This is a genomic window from Streptomyces sp. NPDC111520, assembly GCF_055635295.1.
This window is the reverse complement of record NZ_JBVKBW010000002.1, coordinates 654,259-672,409: the sequence shown is the minus strand read 5'-3', so window position 1 is coordinate 672,409 and position 18,151 is coordinate 654,259. Positions and strand designations below refer to the sequence as shown.

General features: G+C 73.4%; 17 protein-coding genes. 3 read left to right on the top strand and 14 right to left on the bottom strand.

Annotation, left to right across the window (positions count from 1 at the left end; all coding sequences use genetic code 11):
* Positions 1 to 100: 100 nt before the first annotated feature.
* From ACZ7MY_RS07175 to ACZ7MY_RS07110, 14 genes are all read right to left on the bottom strand, one after another.
* Entirely contained in the window at positions 101 to 1,468 is a 1,368-nt protein-coding gene (locus ACZ7MY_RS07175; RefSeq protein WP_499600213.1) for an NAD(P)/FAD-dependent oxidoreductase, read from the bottom strand.
* 364 nt (positions 1,469 to 1,832) lie between these two features.
* Positions 1,833 to 2,774 carry a Ppx/GppA phosphatase family protein gene (locus tag ACZ7MY_RS07170; RefSeq protein WP_499600212.1) on the bottom strand — a complete coding sequence of 314 codons (942 nt, stop codon included), beginning with the start codon at positions 2,772 to 2,774 and terminating at the stop codon, positions 1,833 to 1,835.
* Positions 2,771 to 3,319 (bottom strand): DUF501 domain-containing protein, encoded by a 549-nt coding sequence (locus tag ACZ7MY_RS07165; RefSeq protein WP_499600211.1) that lies wholly within the window; start codon positions 3,317 to 3,319, stop codon positions 2,771 to 2,773. Before ACZ7MY_RS07165 ends, ACZ7MY_RS07170 begins: the two co-directional genes overlap by 4 nt.
* Before the next feature lie 29 nt (positions 3,320 to 3,348).
* Positions 3,349 to 3,846 carry an FtsB family cell division protein gene (locus ACZ7MY_RS07160; RefSeq protein WP_499600210.1) on the bottom strand — a complete coding sequence of 166 codons (498 nt, stop codon included), beginning with the start codon at positions 3,844 to 3,846 and terminating at the stop codon, positions 3,349 to 3,351.
* A gap of 82 nt (positions 3,847 to 3,928) precedes the next feature.
* Positions 3,929 to 5,209: a phosphopyruvate hydratase gene (gene eno, locus ACZ7MY_RS07155; RefSeq protein WP_499600209.1), complete on the bottom strand. Its 1,281-nt coding sequence runs from the start codon at positions 5,207 to 5,209 to the stop codon at positions 3,929 to 3,931.
* 180 nt (positions 5,210 to 5,389) lie between these two features.
* Positions 5,390 to 6,385: a transglycosylase family protein gene (locus tag ACZ7MY_RS07150; protein ID WP_499600208.1), complete on the bottom strand. Its 996-nt coding sequence runs from the start codon at positions 6,383 to 6,385 to the stop codon at positions 5,390 to 5,392.
* A 116-nt stretch (positions 6,386 to 6,501) separates the two neighbouring features.
* Entirely contained in the window at positions 6,502 to 7,767 is a 1,266-nt protein-coding gene (locus tag ACZ7MY_RS07145) for a cytochrome P450 family protein (protein WP_499600207.1), read from the bottom strand.
* Positions 7,760 to 8,461: an endonuclease V gene (locus ACZ7MY_RS07140; protein ID WP_499600206.1), complete on the bottom strand. Its 702-nt coding sequence runs from the start codon at positions 8,459 to 8,461 to the stop codon at positions 7,760 to 7,762. Before ACZ7MY_RS07140 ends, ACZ7MY_RS07145 begins: the two co-directional genes overlap by 8 nt.
* A gap of 162 nt (positions 8,462 to 8,623) precedes the next feature.
* The gene (locus tag ACZ7MY_RS07135) at positions 8,624 to 9,196 is read right to left on the bottom strand and encodes a DUF6479 family protein (RefSeq protein WP_499600205.1); all 573 of its coding nucleotides are present in this window, start codon (positions 9,194 to 9,196) and stop codon (positions 8,624 to 8,626) included.
* A gap of 79 nt (positions 9,197 to 9,275) precedes the next feature.
* On the bottom strand, positions 9,276 to 10,256 hold the full coding sequence (locus tag ACZ7MY_RS07130; protein ID WP_499600204.1) for a nucleoside triphosphate pyrophosphohydrolase: 981 nt from the start codon (positions 10,254 to 10,256) through the stop codon (positions 9,276 to 9,278).
* Positions 10,257 to 10,345: 89 nt separating this feature from the next.
* Entirely contained in the window at positions 10,346 to 10,987 is a 642-nt protein-coding gene (locus ACZ7MY_RS07125) for a SurA N-terminal domain-containing protein (RefSeq protein ID WP_499600203.1), read from the bottom strand.
* Between the two features lie 130 nt (positions 10,988 to 11,117).
* Complete coding sequence (locus ACZ7MY_RS07120; RefSeq protein ID WP_499600202.1) at positions 11,118 to 12,032, bottom strand: GmrSD restriction endonuclease domain-containing protein; 915 nt, start codon at positions 12,030 to 12,032, stop codon at positions 11,118 to 11,120.
* Between the two features lie 59 nt (positions 12,033 to 12,091).
* Positions 12,092 to 12,823 carry a DUF6585 family protein gene (locus ACZ7MY_RS07115; RefSeq protein WP_499600201.1) on the bottom strand — a complete coding sequence of 244 codons (732 nt, stop codon included), beginning with the start codon at positions 12,821 to 12,823 and terminating at the stop codon, positions 12,092 to 12,094.
* A gap of 123 nt (positions 12,824 to 12,946) precedes the next feature.
* Positions 12,947 to 13,687 carry a hypothetical protein gene (locus tag ACZ7MY_RS07110; protein WP_499600200.1) on the bottom strand — a complete coding sequence of 247 codons (741 nt, stop codon included), beginning with the start codon at positions 13,685 to 13,687 and terminating at the stop codon, positions 12,947 to 12,949.
* A 220-nt stretch (positions 13,688 to 13,907) separates the two neighbouring features.
* Between ACZ7MY_RS07110 and ACZ7MY_RS07105 the strand changes: the two genes are divergently transcribed.
* The 3 genes from ACZ7MY_RS07105 to ACZ7MY_RS07095 all read left to right on the top strand — a co-directional run bounded on the left by ACZ7MY_RS07105 (position 13,908) and on the right by ACZ7MY_RS07095 (position 18,147).
* Complete coding sequence (locus ACZ7MY_RS07105) at positions 13,908 to 15,953, top strand: N-6 DNA methylase (RefSeq protein ID WP_499600199.1); 2,046 nt, start codon at positions 13,908 to 13,910, stop codon at positions 15,951 to 15,953.
* A gap of 98 nt (positions 15,954 to 16,051) precedes the next feature.
* On the top strand, positions 16,052 to 16,621 hold the full coding sequence (locus ACZ7MY_RS07100) for a hypothetical protein (protein ID WP_499600198.1): 570 nt from the start codon (positions 16,052 to 16,054) through the stop codon (positions 16,619 to 16,621).
* The gene (locus tag ACZ7MY_RS07095) at positions 16,618 to 18,147 is read left to right on the top strand and encodes a protein kinase domain-containing protein (RefSeq protein WP_499600197.1); all 1,530 of its coding nucleotides are present in this window, start codon (positions 16,618 to 16,620) and stop codon (positions 18,145 to 18,147) included. The genes ACZ7MY_RS07100 and ACZ7MY_RS07095 overlap by 4 nt, the downstream gene beginning before the upstream one ends.
* The last annotated feature ends 4 nt before the right edge of the window (positions 18,148 to 18,151 follow it).

Below are 18,151 nucleotides of genomic sequence, written 5' to 3'. Positions count from 1 at the left end.
ACCCATCTCATGTCCTGTGCCCCGGAGCCAGGGACACGGGCACGACGAAGGGCGCCCGCCCCACGGATGGCGGACGCCCTTCGGCCGTACTGCTACCTGCTCAGGCCTTGGCCTTCGCAGCCTCGGCGGGGACCGCCGCGGCCGGGACCGGCCTGGCGGCCTCGTAGAACTCCTCGCGCGGGTTCTCGATGGCGCCGAGCGAGACGACCTCGCGCTTGAGGAACATCGCCAGCGTCCAGTCGGCGAGCACCCGGATCTTGCGGTTGAAGGTCGGGACCGCCATGCCGTGGTAGCCACGGTGCATGTACCAGGCCAGGCGGCCCTTGAACTTCAGCTTCATCTTGCCGAAGCGGACCAGGGCGACGCCCTTGTGCAGGCCGAGGCCGGCCACGGCGCCCTTGTTGGCGTGCTTGTAGTCCTTCTGCGGGAAGCCGCGCATGCCGGACACCACGTTGTCGCCGAGCACCTTGGCCTGGCGCAGCGCGTGCTGGGCGTTCGGCGGGCACCAGGCGCCGGGGCCGGAGGCCAGGTCGGGGACCTGGGCGTTGTCGCCGGCCGACCAGATGTAGTCGGTGCCCTGGACCTGGAGCGTCGCGGCGGTGTCCACGTGGCCGCGCGGGCCGAGCGGGAGGCCGTACTTGGCGAGCACCGGGTTGGGCTTGACGCCGGCCGTCCACACGATGGTGGAGGCGTCGACCTCAAGGCCGTTGGCGAGCACCACGTGCTTGTCGACGCAGGAGGTCATGGAGGTGCTGAGGTAGACCTCGATGCCGCGCTCGCGCAGGTGCTCCAGACCCCAGGCGCCCAGCTCGGGACCGACCTCGGGGAGGATCTTGTCGGCGGCGTCGACGAGGATGAACCGCATGTCCTCGCGCTTGACGTTGGTGTAGTACTTGGCCGCGTCGCGGGCCATGTCCTCGACCTCGCCGATGGTCTCGGCGCCGGCGAAGCCGCCGCCGACGAAGACGAAGGTGAGCGCCTTGCGGCGGACGTCCTCGTCGGTGGTGGAGTCGGCCTTGTCGAGCTGCTCCAGCACGTGGTTGCGCAGCCCGATGGCCTCCTCGACGCCCTTCATGCCGATGCCGTGCTCCGCGAGGCCCGGGATCGGGAAGGTGCGGGAGACCGCGCCCAGCGCGACCACCAGGTAGTCGAAGGGCAGCTCGTAGGTCTCGCCCACGAGCGGCTCGACGACCGCGACCTTGCGGTCCTGGTCGATGGTGGTGACCCGGCCGGTGAGGACCTCCGCCGTGGGGAGCACGCGGCGCAGCGGCACCACGACGTGGCGGGGGGAGATGCTGCCGGCGGCGGCCTCCGGCAGGAAGGGCTGGTACGTCATGTACGAGCGCGGGTCGACGACGGTGACCGTCGCTTCCGCGTAACGCATCTTCTTGAGGATGCGCCGCGCCGCGTACAGGCCGACGTACCCTCCGCCTACTACGAGGATCCTGGGACGCTCCGTGGTGCTCATGCTTCGAGTATTCACCACGCCCCAGGGGGTACCTCGTGAGCCCCTTCACAAGGTTTCCGGTGCCCTCTGCTACACTGCGCCGCTTCGTGATCAGGACCACAGCGCCCGGGGGGAACCCGGCGGGCCGCGTGGGCGTTGAGCGCCCCCTCCGACCAGCGGCGATCGGCATCCGGGGGCACCTCTTCACGGTCCCTCAACACAGCCGAAACGCGTGGGCAGCAAGGGTTCTTGGGGCTCCTGGGGGACCCGGCCGCGGGGAGTTGGGCCGTCCGGCGGGAACTTTCATGTGAAGAAATTCACGAACTTCGCGGGGCGGGCGTGTCACGCCCGCACCCGGACCCCGCTCAGATGGAAAAGGCCCTGCTCAGGCGATGCTCCAGGCGATGCCGTCGAGGATGTCGTGCTCGGAGACCACGACCTCCCGGGCACCCGTCCGCTCCATGATCCGCAGCAGTACCAGGGCCCCGGCGCCGATCACGTCGACCCGGCCCGGGTGCATCACCGGGATCGCGGCGCGCTCGGCGTGCGTGGCCGCCAGCAGGCGGGCGCTGATCTCGCGCACCGTCCCGACCGGGATGCGGGAGTGGTGGATGGCGGCCCAGTCGTACTCGGGCAGGCCCAGCGCGATCGCGGCGACCGTGGTGACGGAGCCCGCCAGCCCGACGAGGGTACGGGCCTCGCGCAGCGGGACGGTCCGCTCGGCGAGGTCGAGGGCGGCGTCGATGTCCCGCGTCATGGCGGCGATCAGATCAGCGGTGGGCGGGTCGACGGCCACGCCGTCGCGGACCAGGTGGCGCTCGGTCATCCGCACACAGCCGACGTCGACCGACCGTGCGGCCGTGACGCGGTCGTCGCCGACGACGAACTCGGTGGAGCCGCCGCCGATGTCCACGACCAGGAAGGGGCGTTCGAGGTCCGCCCGCCCGGCGAGCTCCTTGGTGGCGCCGGTGAAGGAGAACTCCGCCTCCTGGTCGCCGGTGATCACCTCGGGCTCGACGCCGAGGATGTCCACCACCCCGCGCACGAAGTCGTCCCGGTTGGCGGCGTCCCGCGAGGCGGAGGTGGCCACGAACCGGAGCCGCTGCGCCCCCAGCTCCCCGATCACGCCCGCGTACTCGCGGCAGGCCGCGAAGGTGCGCTCCAGGGCCTCGGGGGCCAGCCGGCCGGTGCGGTCCACGTCCTGTCCGAGCCGGACGATGGTCATCCGGCGGTCCAGGTCCTTGATCTCGCCGGTCGCGGGGTCCGCGTCCGCGACGAGCAGGCGGATGGAGTTGGTGCCGCAGTCCACGGCGGCGACGCGGGTCACGAGTCCTCGCCCTCCTCCCGGCCGGCGCCGCCGCAGGGGCTCACGCACGGGCCCTTGCGCCACCACTCGGGCAGCATCGCGATCGTCTCGTCGCCCAGCGGGTTCACCCCGGGGCCGGCCGCCAGGGAGTGGCCGACCAGGACGTGCAGGCACTTGACCCGGTCCGGCATGCCGCCGGCGCTGGGGAAGCCCTCCAGGACCTCGACGGCGTCCCGGCGGGCGATGTAGTCCTCGTGCGCGGCGCGGTAGGCGGCGGCGAGCTCCTCGTCCTCGGCGAGCCGGGCCGTCATCTCCTTCATGACGCCCTCGGCCTCGAGGGTGCCGATCGCCGAGGCGGCGCGCGGGCAGGTCAGGTAGTACAGCGTCGGGAACGGCGTCCCGTCCTCCAGGCGCGGCGCGGTCTCCACCACGTCGGGGTTGCCGCAGGGGCAGCGGTGCGCGATGGCCCGCAGGCCGCGCGGCGGGCGGCCGAGCTGCTCCTTGAAGGCGGCGATGTCCGCCTCGGTGGGCGGGGCGTGCTCGGTCTGCGACGGGGGCTTTTCCATGCCTGGGCGTGTCTCTTTCGGGCGTTGCGTCAACGGTGTGCTGCGGCGGCGTCCGCGTGGTCCACGCCGTCCCACAGGTTGGAGTACCAGGGGCGGCGGGCGGCGCTGTCGCTGTGGCGGGCGCCGGACCCGTCGGGGGCCGCGGCTCCGCTGGGCTCCACCACCGTATACGCCGTCTCGCCCGGCAGTACGTAGTGCAGCCGGGCCCGGGCCTGCGCCTTGACGTACTCCGGGTCCTGCCAGCGGGCCTTCTCCTCGCGCAGCTCGTCGACCCGCTTGCGCGCCTGCTCGGCCTGCTTGCGCTGGTCGGCGATCTGCGAGCGCTGCGCGACGTACTGGCGCATCGGGTAGGCCAGGGCGACCACCAGGGCGCAGACCACCAGCGCCAGCAGCGCGGCCCGGCCGGTCAGCCGGCTGCGGCCGCGGGGCAGCGAGGGCCGCGGGCGGCCGGCCGCGCGGTAGACGCGGGCCTGCGCCTGTGCCCCGAGGGCACGGATGCGCGTCGCGGTGGAGAAGCGATCCGGCACGTGCACCTCCGGTGGGGTTCGGATGGCCCTTGCTGCGCACGGTGCCGCCCGCCGCGGGCGCGGCGGGCGGCACCGGACGACGTCAGCCCTTGAAGCGCGGGAACGCGGAGCGGCCGGCGTACACCGCGGCGTCGTCGAGGATCTCCTCGATGCGCAGCAGCTGGTTGTACTTGGCGACGCGCTCGCTGCGCGCGGGGGCGCCGGTCTTGATCTGGCCGCAGTTGGTGGCGACGGCGAGGTCGGCGATGGTGACGTCCTCGGTCTCGCCGGAGCGGTGCGACATCATGCACTTGTAGCCGTTGCGCTGGGCCAGCTCGACCGCGTCCAGGGTCTCGGTCAGCGAGCCGATCTGGTTGACCTTGACCAGGAGCGCGTTCGCCGTGTTGCTGTCGATGCCGCGCTGCAGGCGCTCGGGGTTGGTGACGAACAGGTCGTCGCCGACCAGCTGGACCTTGTCACCGAGCTGGTCGGTGATCGTCTTCCAGCCGTCCCAGTCCTCCTCGTTCAGCGGGTCCTCGATGGAGACCAGCGGGTACGCGTCGACCAGCTCGGCGTAGTACGCGGTCATCTCGGCCGCCGACAGGGACTTGCCCTCGAAGGAGTAGCTGCCGTCCTTGTAGAACTCGGAGGCGGCGACGTCGAGCGCGAGCGCGATGTCCTGGCCGGGCTGGTAGCCGGCCTTCTTGATGGCCTCGACGATCAGGTCGAGGGCGTCGCGGTTGCTCGGCAGGTTCGGGGCGAAGCCGCCCTCGTCGCCGAGGCCGGTGGACAGGCCGCGCTCCTTCAGGACCGCCTTGAGGGTGTGGTAGACCTCGGCGCCCCAGCGCAGGGCCTCGGAGAAGGACTCCGCGCCCACGGGCGCGATCATGAACTCCTGGATGTCCACGTTGGAGTCGGCGTGCGAGCCGCCGTTCAGGATGTTCATCATCGGGACCGGCAGCACGTGGGCGTTCGGGCCGCCCAGGTAGCGGAAGAGCGGCAGGTCGGAGGCCTCGGAGGCGGCGTGCGCCACGGCCAGCGAGACGCCGAGGATGGCGTTGGCGCCGAGCGAGGACTTGTCCGGGGTGGCGTCCAGGTCGAACATCGCCTGGTCGATCAGGCGCTGCTCGGTCGCGTCGTAGCCGACCAGCTCGGGGCCGATCTGCTCGATGACCGCCAGCACGGCCTTCTCCACGCCCTTGCCCAGGTAACGGCTCTTGTCGCCGTCGCGGAGCTCGAGGGCCTCGAACGCACCGGTGGACGCACCGGAGGGGACGGCTGCACGGCCCGTGCTGCCGTCGTCGAGGCCGACCTCGACCTCGACGGTGGGGTTGCCTCGCGAGTCGAGGATTTCCCGGGCTACGACGACGTCGATGGACGGCACGTGAGTCTCCTTCTGGATGTCTCTTCGTTTCGGCATGAGCCTAACCGACCCGAAAAGCCGCGGCCGGGCACGCTCGGGGGATGGACATGCGCGCGCTCGGAACGGAGGAGAAAGTTCAGCCCGATGTCAGCAGGCGTCCGCCGGGCGGGGGTGGACCCCCGGCCCGGCGGCGTGCGGGGGTCAGCGTCCGAGGTTCAGGTACGAGCCGGCGCTGATCGCGTTCGGGTCGTCGCCGATGACGTCGCGGTTCGCGTCGTACAGGCCGCGCCAGCCGCCCGTCACGTGCTGTTCCATCGCGATCTCGCAGAGCGAGTCGCCCTCCTGCACCAGGTAGCGGCCGCCGGTGGTGGTCTTGGCGCTCGCGTCGTTGGCCCGGCCGGTGTCGGCCTTCTTGGTCTCGGTGCGCGTGTCGGGCGTGAGCGGGATGACGCCCCAGGCGGCCTCGCCCTCGACGAAGTGGGCCGGCAGGCCGCTGGGGCCGTGCTCCTGGGCCCCGGTGGAAGCCGTGCCGTTCCCGGCGGCGGGTGCGTCGGTGGCGGTGCCCGCGTCCGGCTTGCGGTGCTTGCCGGCGCCCTTGCCCTTGTCGCCGGCGGAGGGGGTCGCGGCGGCGTCGGCGCCCTCGGTCGGGTCGGCGTCCGGCACGGCGGTGGTGTCGTCGCCGGTGCCCGGTGCGGTGGTGCCGGTGCTGTCGTCGCCGGAGGTGGCGCCGTCACCGTCGGTGTCCTGGTCGCCCGAGCCGGTGGAGTCGCCCCCCTGGCCGTCGTCGTCGTGGCCGCCGTGCAGCAGGCCGTCGAGGGCGTCGGTGAGCCCTGAGGAGTCGGCGCAGCCGGACCAGGCGTCGGGGCCGAGTTCCGCGAGGATCTTCTCGGCCACGGATATCTGCTCGTTGCGGCTGGCGAGGTCGGGGCGCTCGGCGTACTGGTCGCCGCCGTACTGCTGCCAGGTCTCCTCGGTGATCTGCAGACCGCCGAAGAAGCCGTTGCCCGTGTTGGAGCTCCACAGGCCGCCGCTCTCGCACATGGCGACCGCGTTCCAGGTGCTGTTGGCGTCGGCGGCGCTGGCGCCGCTCGCTGCGAAGAGGGGGAGCGTGAGGCCCGCCCCGGTCGCCGCGACCGCGACCATGGCGGTCGGGGCCTGACGCGGCTTGCGGTGTCGGCCGTTCCCGGACTTCAGCATGCGCCATCGCCTTTCACGTTCGAACATTGCGATGGCGCCAGACCGTAGCCGCCTTGGCCCATGCATCACAAGTCGATGTCTCACGGATCACGCCAAGATCACGTTCTGACGCTACGTCAGTCACTTTGCGGTGTGAACGCGACCGGCAGGGTCCGCAGACCGCGCATGATCAGGCCGCCACGCCACCTCAGATCGGCCGGATCCGCGGCCAGTCGGAGGTCCGGAAGCCGGGTCAGCAGGGTCGCCAGCGCGGCCTGCGCCTCCAGCCGGGCGAGCGGGGCGCCGAGGCAGTAGTGGATGCCGTGGCCGTAGCCGAGGTGCTGGTTGTCGCGGCGCGTCAGGTCCAGGGCGTCGGGGTCGGCGAAGCGGGCCGGATCGCGGTCGGCGGCCGCCAGGACGACGAGCACCGGGTCGCCGGCGGCGATGGACTGCCCGCCCACGGTGAGCGGTTCGGTGGCGAAGCGCCAGGTCGCCAACTCCACCGGGCCGTCGTAGCGCAGCAGTTCCTCCACGGCGGTACCGAGCGGTTCTCGCTCGCCGCGGGCGAGGGAGTCCTGCAGCCACCGCCGCTGCTCCGGGTGGCGCAGCAGCGTGTAGGTGCCGTTGCCGATGAGGTTGACGGTCGTCTCGAAGCCCGCGAAGAGCAGGATGAAGGCCATCGCGGCGGCCTCGTTCTCGGTGAGGTGCTCCCCGTGGTCGCTCGCCCGGATCAGCCCGGAGATCAGGTCGTCGCCGAGGCCCGAGCGCTTGCGGTGGATCAGTTCCAGCAGGTAGGCGCGCATCTTCTTCACCGAGCGCGCCACTCCCCCGCGCGGACCGCCACCGTGCCGGATCATCATGCCCGCCCAGTCGCGGAAGTCGTCCTGGTCCTCGGAGGGGACGCCCAGCAGGTCGCAGATGGCGTAGATCGGCAACGGGAACGCGAACTCATGGATGAGATCCGCCTCGCCCTTGGCGGCGAAACCGTCGATCAGGCGGTCGGTGAGCTCCTGCACCCGCGGCGCGAACTCCGCCACCCGGCGCGGGGTGAAGGCCTTCGAGACCAGTCGCCGCAGCCGGGTGTGGTCCGGTGGGTCGATGTTGAGCAGGTGCGTCATCAGGTCCGCGCTGCGCTCACCCGGGATGCCCACCTTGCCCTTGGCGTGGGCGCGTTCGGAGTGGTGGACGGGGTTCTTGCTGAGCCGGGCGTCGGCCAGCGCCTGCTTGGCGTCCGCGTACCGGGTGACCAGCCACGCCTCCACCCCGCTGGGCAGGGTCGTGCGGTGCACCGGCGCGTGCTCGCGCAGCCACGCGTACGCGGGGTAGGGATCGGTCGCGAACTGCCGGCCGAACAGCTCGGGGGCGGGCGGGATGCCGGGGTCGGGGGTCACGCTGTCATGCACCCCATGACGTTAGCCGGTCGCGGCTGAGCCGGTCGGCCAGCCTGGTCGTCTCCGGCAGGCGGTAGGAGGGGGCGAGGGCCAGCACATGGCGGCAGGCGGTGTCCAGGTCGACGCCGTGGCCGGTCGAGACGTAGACCGGCTTCACGCCCCGCTGGGTGCGCAGCACCCGGCCCACCGTCTCCCCCGCGTCCACCAGCGGCGCGGTCGATCCCCGGGCGTCACCGAGCGCCGCCGGGTCCCAGGTGCCGACGAACGGCGTCTTGGCCACCCCCGCGGTGGGCAGCCCTGTGAGCACCCCCAGATGGCAGGCGAGGCCGAAGCGGCGCGGGTGCGCCAGCCCCTGGCCGTCGCAGAGCAGCAGATCGGGGGTGACGGAGAGCTTCTCCAGCGCGTCGATCAGCACCGGCAGCTCACGGAAGGCGAAGAGCCCCGGCACGTACGGGAAACCGGCCAGGGCGGTCGCCGTGACCTGCTCGACCGGGGCCAGCGTCCCGGTGTCGAGCACGACGACGGCGGCGGCCACGGCGTCGCCCTCGGCACCGTGGCCGCCGCCGTAGGCGACGTCCAGTCCGGCCACGTACCGCGGATGCCGCGGACCGGGTCCCCGGTGGTCCGCCAGCGGGCGGAGCCGGTCCTGCAGGGCCAGTGCCTCGGCCTCGTCACGCGGCCACGCGTGCGGTACGTCGATGCGCATGGCGGTGAGCCTAGGCGCGCCCCATCGGCAGGCGCACGATCCTCCGCGCAGCCGGCTGCTCGGACGGTTCGACGGCGCACGGCGCCCACCCCCGCCCGAGGGCGGGGGTGGGCGTCTCGTGACACGACCCCGGCAGCCGGGCCCGGGCCCGGCTGCCGGGACTCAGTGCTCTTCCTTGCCGCTCTCCTCCTGGCCAGGGCCTGAACGCGTCGGCGCGCCCCTGGGGGCGCCGCCCGGGGCACCGCCCGCGGCGCCCGCGGGTGTGCGGCGCTCCGCGGCGCTCCGGGTGTCCCCGGGGGTTCCGGTGTCACCGGTGCCGCGGACGTCCCCGGGACTTCGGGCGCCGGCGGCGGGGCTGCGGGTGCCGCCCTCCGGGCCGCTCACTCCGTGGGAGCCCCAGTTGCCGAAGCCCTTGAGGGAGTGCGGCAGGTGCCGGATGCCGTCCTGCGGCCACTCGTCCGGTTCCCGCCATTCGGTGAGCGTGTGCCGCTCGCCGTCCTGGTGGCCGGGGCCGTGGTCGGCCGACGTCTCCCGCCCGTGCTCCTGGCGGGTGTGCCACGCCCCGCCGCGGGGCTGCGGTTTCTGTTCCGGTGGGGGCTCCTTGCTCCGTGCCCACACACCGATGGAGACGGCGCCGACGAGGATGCCGACGAGGAAGATGCCCACCACCAGCGGCGCGATGCCGACGAGATAGTCGTGCGGCACGGCCAGCTGGATCTGTTCCAGTGCTCGCATACGTCCCATTTACCCGCTGCGCCCCGGACTGACCCACATCGGCGGAAGGAGATCTTCCGCAACCGGCCCGCGCGGCAGCTCAGCCGGTCTTCTCGGCCTCCAGGATCGCGTCCCGGTAGCGGCGCGCGGCGGCCCGCAGGGCGGACTCCGGGTCGATGCCGGCCGCCTGGGCGGCGAGCGCCAGCGCCAGCAGGCGGTCACCGGTGTCGGCGGCGTCCTGGTCCGGGACGGCCACGGACAGGCCCGCCTGGCGGGCCCGGGAGCCGAGCTTGGCGGCGAGGGCGAGCGCGGGCTGGCCGAGGGGGATGCCCTCGGTGACCGAGCCGCGCCGCTTCTCCTCCGCCTTGGTGCGCAGCCAGTGCTCGCGGACGTCCTCCGGGGTCTCGGCGACGGCGTCCCCGAAGACGTGCGGATGCCGGTGGATCAGCTTGTCCACGATGGTGGCGGCGACGTCGTCGATCGAGAACGGCTCCTCCGGGTCGTCCTGCGCGATCCGCGCGTGGAAGACGACCTGCAGCAGCACGTCGCCGAGCTCCTCGCGCAGGGCGTCCCGGTCGCCTTCCTCTGCGGCCTCGGCGAGCTCGTAGACCTCCTCGATGCCGTACTTCACCAGTTCCTCGGTGGTACGGACGCTGCTCCAGGGGCACTCACGGCGGATCCGGTCCATCACCTGCACCAGGTCGAGCAGCCGCGCGCCCGGCAGGTCGTAGGAGGCGGGCAGCAGCTCCAGGTCCGGCATGTGGACCCGGCCGGAGCCGCCGAGGCGGGCCAGCTCGTCGGTGACGGCGCGGTCGCCCTCGCCGCCCGCCAGGTAGACCACGGTGCGGCCGTCCCCGGTGAGGTCGACCAGCTCCCGCCCGGTGGGCGCGGACGGCTCGACACGGACCCCGGCCTCGCGCAGGTACGGCAGCTGCGGGTTCCCCGGGTCGGGGCAGACGACCAGGTCGGCGGCGCGCAGCAGCTCCCAGGCGGGCCAGGAGAGCAGGCCGGGCGCGACCCGGTGGGTGGTGGTCAGCAGTACCAGGCGGCCCGGGCGGGCGGAGTCATCGGAGTGGTCCACCCGACGAAACTACCTCGCCGCCGGACGGCACCGGGGCCGGGCCCGAGGGTCGGACCCGGCCCCGGCTGCGGCCCCGGTCGCGCGGCGCCCTACGCCTGGGCGGCGCGCCGGCTGACCTCGCTCAGCCACGGGTCCTTGGTGGCGTCCAGGTCGAGCTTGTCCGAGTTCCACGTGCCGAAGCGCGGGTTGACGTCGATCTCCAGCTTCTTCGACGTGTCGCGCAGCACCTTGATCAGCGCCGTCTGACCCTCGGGGGTCTGCACGTCGGCGCCGTAGTGGGCGGCGACCTTCTGCATCAGCAGGTCGGTGCGGATGCTCTCGTCGATGTCGGCGGGCACCATCGCGTAGGTCTGCAGCAGCTGGGCCTCCAGGGCCTCCTTGCCGCCGGCCTGCAGCTCGCTGTCCGTCCGGGCCTTCTGCAGCTCGCGCCGGGTGACGGAGGCGCCGATGTCGTCGGCCGCCCGCTCGATGACCTCGTTCTGCACCAGCCGGTGCACCACGTTGCGCTGGAGATCGCTGCTGGCCTCGATGAGCTGGGCGGCCTGCGGGGTCCTCTCCTGCGCGGCACGGACCGCGGCGACCTTCGACTGGACCGACTCCACGGTGATCTGCTCGCCGCCCACGACGGCCGCGGCGCCCGCGTGCGGTGTGCCGCAGGAGGTCAGCAGTGGCGCCGCGAGCAGCACGGCTGCGGCGGCGGTGGCGGCGAGAGCAGTCCTGCGGCGGAGCATTTTTGCCTCCCGGCAAGGGATCGAGCGACGGTGCACGACCTGGCAGTGATGCAGTGATCGAGGATATTGAGCGGGGCGCCGGGATATCCAGCACTCTGCACAACACACTGCGCAAACGATCCGCCGGACCTCAGGTGTCGCAGGCGACGCCGTCGCCGTCCCGGTCCAGCGAGCGCGAGTAGCCGGGGTCCCCGCGGTGCAGCGGGGCGGCGCCCGCCTCGCGGGCCGCGGCGCAGTTCGCGTACGTGGCGTCCGGCGAGGGGGCGGTGCCCTGCTTGCCGTCCCCGTCCCCGTTCCCGCCGCCGGACCCGCCGTCCCCGCCGGACGCCACCGGCTTGCCGTCGTCCGGCAGGGGTTCGCCGGGGCAGGTGTCCAGCACCTTCACCATGGCGGCCTTCTCGGCCTCGGTGACCCACAACCCGTACTTCTTCTTCACCGCGACCTGGCGGGCCACGTACGGGCAGCGGAAGCCCTTGTCCGGCGGCAGCCAGGTCGCCGCGTCGCCGTCGCCCTTGCCGCGGTTGGTCGGGCCGTCGACGGCGAGGAGGTTCAGCGGGTCGTTGGCGATCTGCGTGCGCTTGTCGCGGGACCAGTACTTGGCCCCCTTCTGCCAGGCGTCGCTGAGGGCCACGACGTGGTCGATGTCGACCGTGCTGCGGCCGCGCGTGAAGTCGATCCGCCTGCCGGTGTAGGGGTCGGCGAGGGTGCCCGAGGCGACGACGCAGTCCCCGCCCCGGTCGGCGCGGTAGGAGGTGCCGGTGAGGTCCCGGCGGAGTATGTCGTCGCGGGTGTCGCAGCCGTTGTGGTCGGTGTCCACCCAGGCCGCGCCGAACTCGTCCCGCGCGTAACCCGTCTTGGGCGCCCGGCCCTTCACCGCCAGGTCGCCGACCGCCTTGAGCGCGCTGCCCTTCGGCGCCCCGTCGCTCCCGGCGCCGCTGCCCGTGCCGCCGCCGAGGCCCTCGCCGGTGCAGCCGGCCAGACCCGCGCCGAGCAGCACGGCGGCGGCCGCCGCTGCCGCTGCCGTTCCCGCCCTGGTTGTACGCACCTTGGCACTCTAGGGGGTGGGGGGTGCGGCCCGGCAGGGGGCGTCCGGCGGCCGAACGGTCACCGCACGGGGGCGGTTCGGCGCAGCTCGTCCACAAGGGAGAGGAAGAGGAGGAAGTTCGGGATGTCCTTGACTTTCTTGGAGGACCAGGACAGGGACTTGCCGGCCTTCTTCAGCACGAGCACGCCGTCGGAGACCCGCACGCCCTCGATCTCCTGCCAGGTGACGGCCCCGCGCCTGGGCGTCGCGACGCCGGTGCGGTTGACCGCGATGTCCCCGAAGGTCAGCGTCCCTCCCTCCGCCAGCATGCGCAGCATTCCCGGCAGCTGGAACCCGGCGACCTCCTGCTGGATGAACGGCCCCCAGCGCTCGGGCTCCGCGTAGAAGTTGAGGATCTTCCGGACCGTGCCGTCGCCCTTGTGGAGGGTGTAGCGGTAACCGGTGGCGACGTGGATGCCGTTGACGTAGGACTCGGTGATCTCCTGCAGCACCGTCATCGAGTCCCAGCGGAAGGCGGCGGGGACGCCGGCGTGGTCGATCTCGACCAGCCCGAACTCGTAGAAGTGCAGCCGCCGGGCGGCGGCCTTGCGGGAGAAGTTCGGGGTCCGCAGGGCGTGGTGGAGGAACCACAGGCCGGGCAGGACGAAGCAGGCCAGCCCCACGAGGATCATGAACACGAAGTTGCACGTCATCAGGAAGCCGTGCCGCTTCGGCAGGATCGTGAGGCGGTGCCGGCCGAGGCCCTCGGCCGCGGCGGCGGCCGCGACGTCGTCGGGTATCCGGTCTTCCATGGTGCGTTCCGCCGTTCTCGGGGAGGGGACGGGAGAGGACGGCCCTGGCGCGGCGTGCGCCAGGGCCCGGGGATCGTAGCCGGTGGCCGTCAACCGGTGACCGGTGGCCGGTGGCCGCTGGTCTCAGCCGGCGAGCTTGTCGATGTCGACGGTGTCCTTGGCCGCCGGGGCGCTGAGCGCCACCTGCTCGTCGAAGTCGGAGAAGAGCATGGTGCCGGGCTCCTTGCCGCCCTTGACGACCACCTTCAGCACGTACGGCTTGCCCTCGGTGGCCACGTAGGCGGTGGTGGTCTCGGCGCCGTCCTTACTGACGACGGGCAGGGCGGGCGTGCCGGCGAGGGTGGCGGGCTTCCCCTTCTTCCCGCCCAGGTCGCCGTCGGCGTCCTTCTCCAGTTCGGCGAGGAACTTGTTCAGGTCGCAGGCCTCGATGAAGTCCTTGTTGTCCGGGGCGTCCGCCTTGGTCTTCATCCAGCGGTCGCCTATGAAGTCCTGCGCGGCCGCGCCGTCCGAGCCCTGGGACTTCCAGAAGGCGTCGTCACCCTTCATGTAGAGCGCCTTCCCCACCTTGACCAGCCGCACGTTGCCGCCCTCGACGGTGACGTCGCCCTTGCAGTCGCCGGTCCTGCTCATGGTCATGTGGAACTTCATCGGCTCGCCCTCGGAGACGCCGTCGAGGTCGACGGTCATCGACGAGGCCGACTTCATGGCGGCCACGGACTTCTTGCCGATGGCGGCGACCGGCTGGTCGGCCAGGGCGGTGGAGGCGGGCTCCGCCTTGTCGCCGCCGAGCGGGCCGCAGGCGGCCATGGTGAGGGCGGCGGTGAGGCAGCCGAGGGCCGTGAGCGCGGCGCGAGTGGTGGTCATGAGAGTCGTCCCCCTTGGTGGACAGCGTGTGGATGACGGTTGCGGGCCGGCGGAACGCCCCTGGGACTCCGTGAACCGGTGGGTCAATCACAGCATGAGCTGTGAACCGAGTCAACACGAGTATTCGGTTCACATGAATTCACGACGTGAATGCTCGGATTTCACGTTCACCGCTATGCTCGTGACCACAGCCGCACCCCGCGGGAAGGGAGCCAGCCAGGTGCCGGAGAACGCAAGCGAGGTGACCGCCGCCGGGATCGCGCGGCTGGCCGGGGTGGGGCGGGCGGCCGTCAGCAACTGGCGCCGCAGGCACGCCGACTTCCCCAAGCCGGTCGGGGGCACCGACACCAGCCCGGCCTTCGCGCTGCGGGAGGTCGAGGGCTGGCTCCGCGCCCAGGGCAAACTCGCCGAGGTCCCGCTGCGCGAACGGGTCTGGCAGCGGGCCGAGTCCCACCCCGCGGGCACCGCCACCGCGCTCCGGCAGGCCGGCGCCGTCTGCCTGCTGGTCCGTGAACGCCGCGGCCACGGCCCCCGGACGGCGGTCCCGGAGACCGGGGACGCCGTGGCCGCCGGGGACACCAGGGACGCCGTGGACGCCGTACGGGACGTCCTCGAACGGCACTTCGGCGGGCGGTTCGGCCCCGGCGCCCCTGTCGACGCCGAACTGCTGGGCGGTGCCGCCGAACTCGCCGCGGGAATGGGACCGCGTCAGGCCTACGAGTTCCTGCTGGGGCGCTACCTCGACGCCAACCCCCGGCAGTACACGCTGACCCCGCCCGCGCCGGCCGAGCTGATGGCCGCGCTGGCCGGCCCGGCCCGTACCGTGCTGGACCCCGCCTGCGGCACCGGCACGCTGCTGCGTGCCGCCGAGGCCCCGCACGAGGTGTACGGCCAGGAGGCCGACCCGGACCTGGCCGCGCTCGCGGCGCTGCGGCTGGCGCTGCACTCCGACCCGGCCTCGGTGGTGCGGGTGGCCGGCGGCGACACTCTGGGCGCCGACGCCTTCCCCGGGCTCGCCGCCGACGCGGTGCTCTGCCACCCGCCGTTCAACGAGCGCAACTGGGGCCACGAGGACCTCGCCTACGACCCCCGCTGGGAGTACGGCTTCCCGGCCCGCACCGAGTCCGAACTCGCCTGGGTGCAGCACTGCCTGGCCCGGGTCCGGGAGGGCGGGACGGTCGTGCTGCTGATGCCGCCCGCCGCCGCCTCGCGCCGCTCCGGCCGCCGGATCCGGGCCGACCTGCTGCGGCGCGGTGCCCTGCGCGCCGTGGTCGCGCTCCCGGCCGGCGCCGCGCCCCCGTACGGCATCCCGCTCCACCTGTGGGTGCTGCGCAGGCCGGGCGCCGGCACTCCGGCCTCCCCGCACCTGCTGCTGGTCGACACCGCCGGATCTCAGGACGCCGCCCCCGGGGGCGAGAAGGTGCCCTGGCAGACGGTGCGCGCCACCGTGCTGGACGCATGGCAGTCCTTCGACCGGCACGGCACCACGGAGGAGCGGCCAGGCGTGAGCCGCGCCCTGAAGGTCATCGACCTGCTCGACGACGACGTGGACCTGACCCCCGCCCGGCACCTGCCGCCGCCCGCCGCGGGTGGCGGGGCGGCCGAACTCGCCGGGGTGCGCGACCGGCTGGCCGCCACCCTGCTGCGCAGCGCCGAACTCGCCCCCGCGCCCGCCGGGGCGGCCGAGCCCGCCCGCTGGCCGCTCACCACCGTCGGGGAACTGGCCCGCGCCGGGGCGCTGGTGCTGCGCGCGGGCGGCAACGGGAGCGCCGGCCCCGATGGCGGCCCCGCGGTGCTCACCGAGCACGACGTCCTCGGCGGCGGCCCGCCGAGCGGCACCCTGCCCGAGGGACCGCCCGAGGAGGAGCCGGTCCTGACGCGGGAGGGCGACGTGGTCGTCCCCGTGCTCGGCCGGGGTTCGGCCGCCCGTGTCGTCGACGCCGCCACCGCCGGGGCGGCCCTGGGACGCAACCTGCACCTGCTGCGGCCCGATCCGGCCGCCCTGGACCCCTGGTTCCTCGCCGGCTTCCTGCGCGGCACCGCCAACAACCGTCAGGCCAGCAGCTACGCCTCCACCGCGACCCGGCTGGACGTCCGGCGGCTCCAGGTGCCGCGGCTGCCGCCGGCCGACCAACGCCGGTACGGGGAGCGCTTCCGCACCCTGGCCGCCTTCGAGGACGCCATGCGACTGGCGGGGCAGTTGGGCGAGCGGTTGGTGCAGGGGCTCTACGACGGACTGACCGACGGCACGGTGCGTCCCGAATAGTTACGGGATCCGGTGACAGGCCGTCGGCGGCGGCGGATACTCTCGCGATACCACCGCAGCTGTCCCCCGCACTGATGTCCAGGGAGTCCGAGAGAGTGATGAACGGCCCCGGCCCGGTCCCGCCGTACCCACCCGCTCAGTCCAAGGCCACGGCGACCACACTCCGTGCCGTCTTCCTCACGATCACCGCGATCAGCTGCGGCTTCCTGTCCTGCCTCCCGCTCCTCCACCTGGCCGTCCGGCGGCGCCGGACCATGGACTGGGTGTTCTTCTGGACCGGGACCGCGGTCAGCATCGCCGCCTTCGCGACGATCGGCGTCCTGCCGGAGTCGAGCCACTGGACCGACGCCGCGCTGCTCACCGTCATCGCCCTGGTCCCGCTGGTCGGCGTCCACTACCTGGTGGCCGACCTCGCGCTGCAGCGGGCGGGGGGCGGGGTCCCCGGCTACCCGCCGTACGCCACGACCGTGCCGTACCCGCCGCCGCACCAGCCGGGGCCGCCGCAGCCGCCGGCGGACTACAACCCGTACCGCACGCCCCCGCCCCCCGCGCCGCAGGCCCCGCCGCCGCAGTCGCCCGTGCCCCCGCACCAGCCGCGGATCAACCAGGTGCGGGCCGAACTCGACGAGCTGAGCGACCTGCTGCGCAAGCAGGAGGGCGGTCAGTGAACGGACGGATCGTCGCCGGCCGATACGAGCTGGCCACGGTCCTCGGCCAGGGCGGCATGGGCCAGGTGTGGACCGCGTACGACCGGCGGCTGGACCGGCGGGTGGCGGTGAAGCTGCTGCGCCCGGACAAGGTGGCCGGCGGCGCCGACGCCGACGAGCTGCGCCGGCGTTTCGTACGGGAGTGCCGGGTGACCGCGCAGGTCGACCATCCGGGACTGGTCACCGTCCACGACGCGGGCAGCGACGCCGACGAGCTGTACTTCGTCATGCAGTACGTCGAGGGCGCCGACCTCGCCGACCACCTCGCCGAGCACGACCCCTACCCCTGGCCGTGGGCGGTCGCCGTCGCCGCGCAGCTGTGCGCCGTGCTGGCGGCGGTGCACGCGGTGCCGATCGTCCACCGCGACCTCAAGCCCCGCAACGTGATGGTGCGTCCGGACGGCGCCGTGGTCGTGCTGGACCTCGGGGTCGCCTCCGTGCTGGACACCGACACGACCCGGCTCACCCACACCGGCACCCCCATCGGGACGCCCGCGTACATGGCGCCGGAGCAGGCGATGAGCGGCGCGGTCGGGCCCCGTACGGACCTGTACGCGCTCGGGGTGCTGCTGCACGAACTGGTCAGCGGCACCGTCCCGTTCGCGGGCGCCACGGCGCTCGGCGTGCTCCACCGGCACCTGTACGAGCAGCCCGTGCCGCTGCGGCAGGTGCGCCCGGAGGTGCCGGAGCCGCTGGAGGCGCTGGTGCTGCAACTGCTGGCGAAGGACCCGCAGCACCGCCCGGCCGACGCCCAGGAGGCCTACCGCCGGCTCGCGCCGCTGCTGCCGTTGCCCGGCGCCGTCCACCGCCCCCTCGGGCCGATGGACCCCACCCGGCCCTTCCTGCGCCCGCTCGCCCCCTGGCCGGACCGGCCGGCCGCCCCGCCGCAGCACACCCCCTCCCCGGCCGCGACCGCGTCCCCGGCGGGCCACGGCATCGCGGAGGCCGTCGACGAGGTGAAGCGGCTGCTCGACGCGGGCCGCATCACGCAGGCCGTCGACATCCTGGGCGGCGTGCTGCCGGCCGCCGCGGAGAAGCACGGCGAACAGTCACCGGTCGTGCGGATGCTGCGCAAGCAGTACGCGGCCACGCTGATGGAGGACGGCCAGTACCGCCGCGCGCTGCCGGAGTTGCGCCGGCTCGCGGACGAACTGGCCGCCGAGTCGGGGCCGTCGGGACGCCAGTCGCTGCAGTACCGCTACGAGGCCGCCCAGTGCCTGGAGCAGCTGGGCGAGGCCCCGGCGGCGCTCGCCGAGTACCGGGCGCTGCTGCCCTCCTTCGAGCAGTACCGCGCCACCGACCCGGACCTGCCGCTGGAGGTACGGCGCCGCATCGGCCACCTGCTGCTGTCGGTGGGCGACCGCATGGCCGCGCACGACGTGCTGTCACGTCTGCTCTACGACTCCGACCGGGTGCACGGCCCGCACCACCCCTTCTCCCTGGAGGTCCGGCGGACGCTGACCTGGCTGGGGCAGGTGGGCCGCTAGGCCC